The organism is Nocardia sp. NPDC006630, from assembly GCF_040611495.1.
In the GTDB taxonomy this organism is placed as follows: Bacteria; Actinomycetota; Actinomycetes; order Mycobacteriales; family Mycobacteriaceae; genus Nocardia.
Genome location: NZ_JBEXOK010000028.1, coordinates 1 through 3,760, shown reverse-complemented (window position 1 = coordinate 3,760; position 3,760 = coordinate 1). Strand labels below are relative to the sequence as shown.

Annotated in this window: 2 rRNA genes (1 of these 2 cut by a window edge); both read right to left on the bottom strand. The window is 56.1% G+C overall.

Features of this window, described 5'->3' with window-relative positions:
* A 23S ribosomal RNA gene (locus ABZX86_RS40175) occupies positions 1-1,707 on the bottom strand; it reaches 1,489 nt to the left of the window's first position.
* Positions 1,708-2,046: 339 nt separating this feature from the next.
* A 16S ribosomal RNA gene (locus ABZX86_RS40170) occupies positions 2,047-3,563 on the bottom strand.
* Together the 16S and 23S rRNA genes form the textbook arrangement of a ribosomal RNA operon.
* Positions 3,564-3,760: the final 197 nt, after the last annotated feature.

Here is a 3,760-nt window from a genome sequence, read left to right as displayed (position 1 = left end):
AACGCCCTACAGGCTTACACCCGGACAACCATTACCGGGCCCAGCTACCTTCCTGCGTCACCCCATCGCTTGACTACTACAACCGGGGTCCCATGCAGCCATTCCCCCTCAAGCCCGAAGGCCCGATAAGGAAACTTTTGGATGGTTAGCACAACTGATTCGCCATTGGGCGCGGATACACGGGTACGGGAATATCAACCCGTTGTCCATCGACTACGCCTGTCGGCCTCGCCTTAGGTCCCGACTCACCCTGGGCGGATTAACCTGGCCCAGGAACCCTTGGTCATTCGGCGGACGAGTTTCTCACTCGTCTTTCGCTACTCATGCCTGCATTCTCACTCGCATGGCCTCCACGGCTGGATCACTCCGCCGCTTCCCTGGCCATACGACGCTCCCCTACCCATCCAGACTCCTGGCCCGAAGGCGGGATAATGTCTGAATGCCGCGGCTTCGGCGGTGTACTTGAGCCCCGCTACATTGTCGGCGCAGGATCACTTGACCAGTGAGCTATTACGCACTCTTTCAAGGGTGGCTGCTTCTAAGCCAACCTCCTGGTTGTCTTCGCGACCCCACATCCTTTTCCACTTAGTACACGCTTAGGGGCCTTAGCCGGCGATCTGGGCTGTTTCCCTCTCGACTACGAAGCTTATCCCCCGCAGTCTCACTGCCACGCTCTCACACACCGGCATTCGGAGTTTGGCTGACTTCGGTAAGCTTGTGGGCCCCCTAGGCCATCCAGTAGCTCTACCTCCGGTGTGAAACACGTGACGCTGCACCTAAATGCATTTCGGGGAGAACCAGCTATCACGGAGTTTGATTGGCCTTTCACCCCTACCCACAACTCATCCCCTCAGTTTTCAACCTAAGTGGGTTCGGGCCTCCACGACGTCTTACCGTCGCTTCACCCTGGCCATGGGTAGATCACTCCGCTTCGGGTCCATAGTGTGCGACTAAAGGGCGCCCTATTCGGACTCGCTTTCGCTACGGCTACCCCACACGGGTTAACCTCGCCACACACCGATGACTCGCAGGCTCATTCTTCAAAAGGCACGCCATCACCCCACACCACAAGTGGCGAAGGCTCTGACGGATTGTAAGCGCACGGTTTCAGGTACTATTTCACTCCCCTCCCGGGGTACTTTTCACCTTTCCCTCACGGTACTAGTCCGCTATCGGTCACCAGGTAGTATTCAGGCTTATCGGGTGGTCCCGACAGATTCACAGCAGATTTCACGGGCCCGCTGCTACTCGGGTGTCTCTCACACAAGCCGTTGAGTTTTCGCTTACCGGACTCTCACCGTCTATGGTTGGCCGTCCCAGACCAATTCAGCTAACACAACGGTTTCTGACTTGTGCTCACCACGGCAGTGGTGAGAAGAGAGATCCCACAACCCCAAGAACGCAACGCCTGCCGGCTATCACACGCTCCTGGTTTAGCCTCTTCCGCTTTCGCTCGCCACTACTCACGGAATCACTGTTGTTTTCTCTTCCTGTGGGTACTGAGATGTTTCACTTCCCCACGTTCCCTCCACACGCCCTATATATTCAGGCGCGGGTAACACGACATCACTCGTGCTGGGTTTCCCCATTCGGACATCCTCGGATCTCAGCTCGGTTGACAGCTCCCCGAGGCTTATCGCAGCCTCCTACGTCCTTCATCGGCTCCTGGTGCCAAGGCATCCACCGTACGCTCTTACACACTTACTAACAAAGATGCTCGCGTCCACTGTGCAGTTCTCAAACAACACACAAGATTCGATCACCACTGCGCACCAGCCGGAGAATTCTCATCCTCCGCGGTATGACGCGGACCGTAATCCTGTCGTTTGTTTTGATATCCAGAAAGTGCAGACAGCGTCTGTGCTTTCAGGACCCAATAGTGTGTCGGTATATCACCGCGACATCGGACTCTGTCCGAGGTCGAGTGCGATGAGGTTGTCAGTGTTCCACCCATGAGCGTCCGCAGTCCCACATATGGGGACTAAACGGTCTCTGACGCATTCTCGTCCGACTGTTCGGAGAGCGTTGCGTAGATGTGCTCCTTAGAAAGGAGGTGATCCAGCCGCACCTTCCGGTACGGCTACCTTGTTACGACTTCGTCCCAATCGCCAATCCCACCTTCGACGGCTCCCTCCACAAGGGTTAGGCCACCGGCTTCGGGTGTTACCGACTTTCATGACGTGACGGGCGGTGTGTACAAGGCCCGGGAACGTATTCACCGCAGCGTTGCTGATCTGCGATTACTAGCGACTCCAACTTCACGGGGTCGAGTTGCAGACCCCGATCCGAACTGAGACCGGCTTTAAGGGATTCGCTCCACCTCGCGGTATCGCAGCCCTCTGTACCGGCCATTGTAGCATGTGTGAAGCCCTGGACATAAGGGGCATGATGACTTGACGTCGTCCCCACCTTCCTCCGAGTTGACCCCGGCAGTCTCTCACGAGTCCCCGCCATTACGCGCTGGCAACATAAGATAAGGGTTGCGCTCGTTGCGGGACTTAACCCAACATCTCACGACACGAGCTGACGACAGCCATGCACCACCTGTACACCGACCACAAGGGGGGCCGTATCTCTACGGCTTTCCGGTGTATGTCAAACCCAGGTAAGGTTCTTCGCGTTGCATCGAATTAATCCACATGCTCCGCCGCTTGTGCGGGCCCCCGTCAATTCCTTTGAGTTTTAGCCTTGCGGCCGTACTCCCCAGGCGGGGTACTTAATGCGTTAGCTACGGCACGGATCCCGTGGAAGGAAACCCACACCTAGTACCCACCGTTTACGGCATGGACTACCAGGGTATCTAATCCTGTTTGCTACCCATGCTTTCGCTTCTCAGCGTCAGTTACTTCCCAGAGACCCGCCTTCGCCACCGGTGTTCCTCCTGATATCTGCGCATTTCACCGCTACACCAGGAATTCCAGTCTCCCCTGAAGTACTCTAGTCTGCCCGTATCCCCTGCAAGCTTAAGGTTGAGCCCCAAGTTTTCACAGAAGACGTGACAGACCGCCTACAAGCTCTTTACGCCCAGTAATTCCGGACAACGCTCGCACCCTACGTATTACCGCGGCTGCTGGCACGTAGTTGGCCGGTGCTTCTTCTACAGGTACCGTCACTTGCGCTTCGTCCCTGTCAAAAGGGGTTTACAACCCGAAGGCCGTCATCCCCCACGCGGCGTCGCTGCATCAGGCTTTCGCCCATTGTGCAATATTCCCCACTGCTGCCTCCCGTAGGAGTCTGGGCCGTGTCTCAGTCCCAGTGTGGCCGGTCACCCTCTCAGGTCGGCTACCCGTCGTCGCCTTGGTGGGCCGTTACCCCACCAACAAGCTGATAGGCCGCGGGCCCATCTCGCACCGATAAATCTTTCCACCCTCGAACATGCATCCGAAAGTCATATCCGGTATTAGACCCAGTTTCCCAGGCTTATCCCAGAGTGCGAGGCAGATCACCCACGTGTTACTCACCCGTTCGCCGCTCGTGTACCCCGAAGGGCCTTACCGCTCGACTTGCATGTGTTAAGCACGCCGCTAGCGTTCGTCCTGAGCCAGGATCAAACTCTCCGTTGAAGACTCTCAACTCCATCCTTACGGATGCAATCGGAAGAATTAACCAGAGTCCGAAAACCATGGCAAAACAAAACGCCAGCAAAAAAGTATTTGCTGACTAAATGTCCGACCTCTCAACCGGGGGGTATGAGAAGCCGGAACCAATAATAATATTGGCACTGACATTCATCGACACACTATTGAGTTCTCAAAGAACA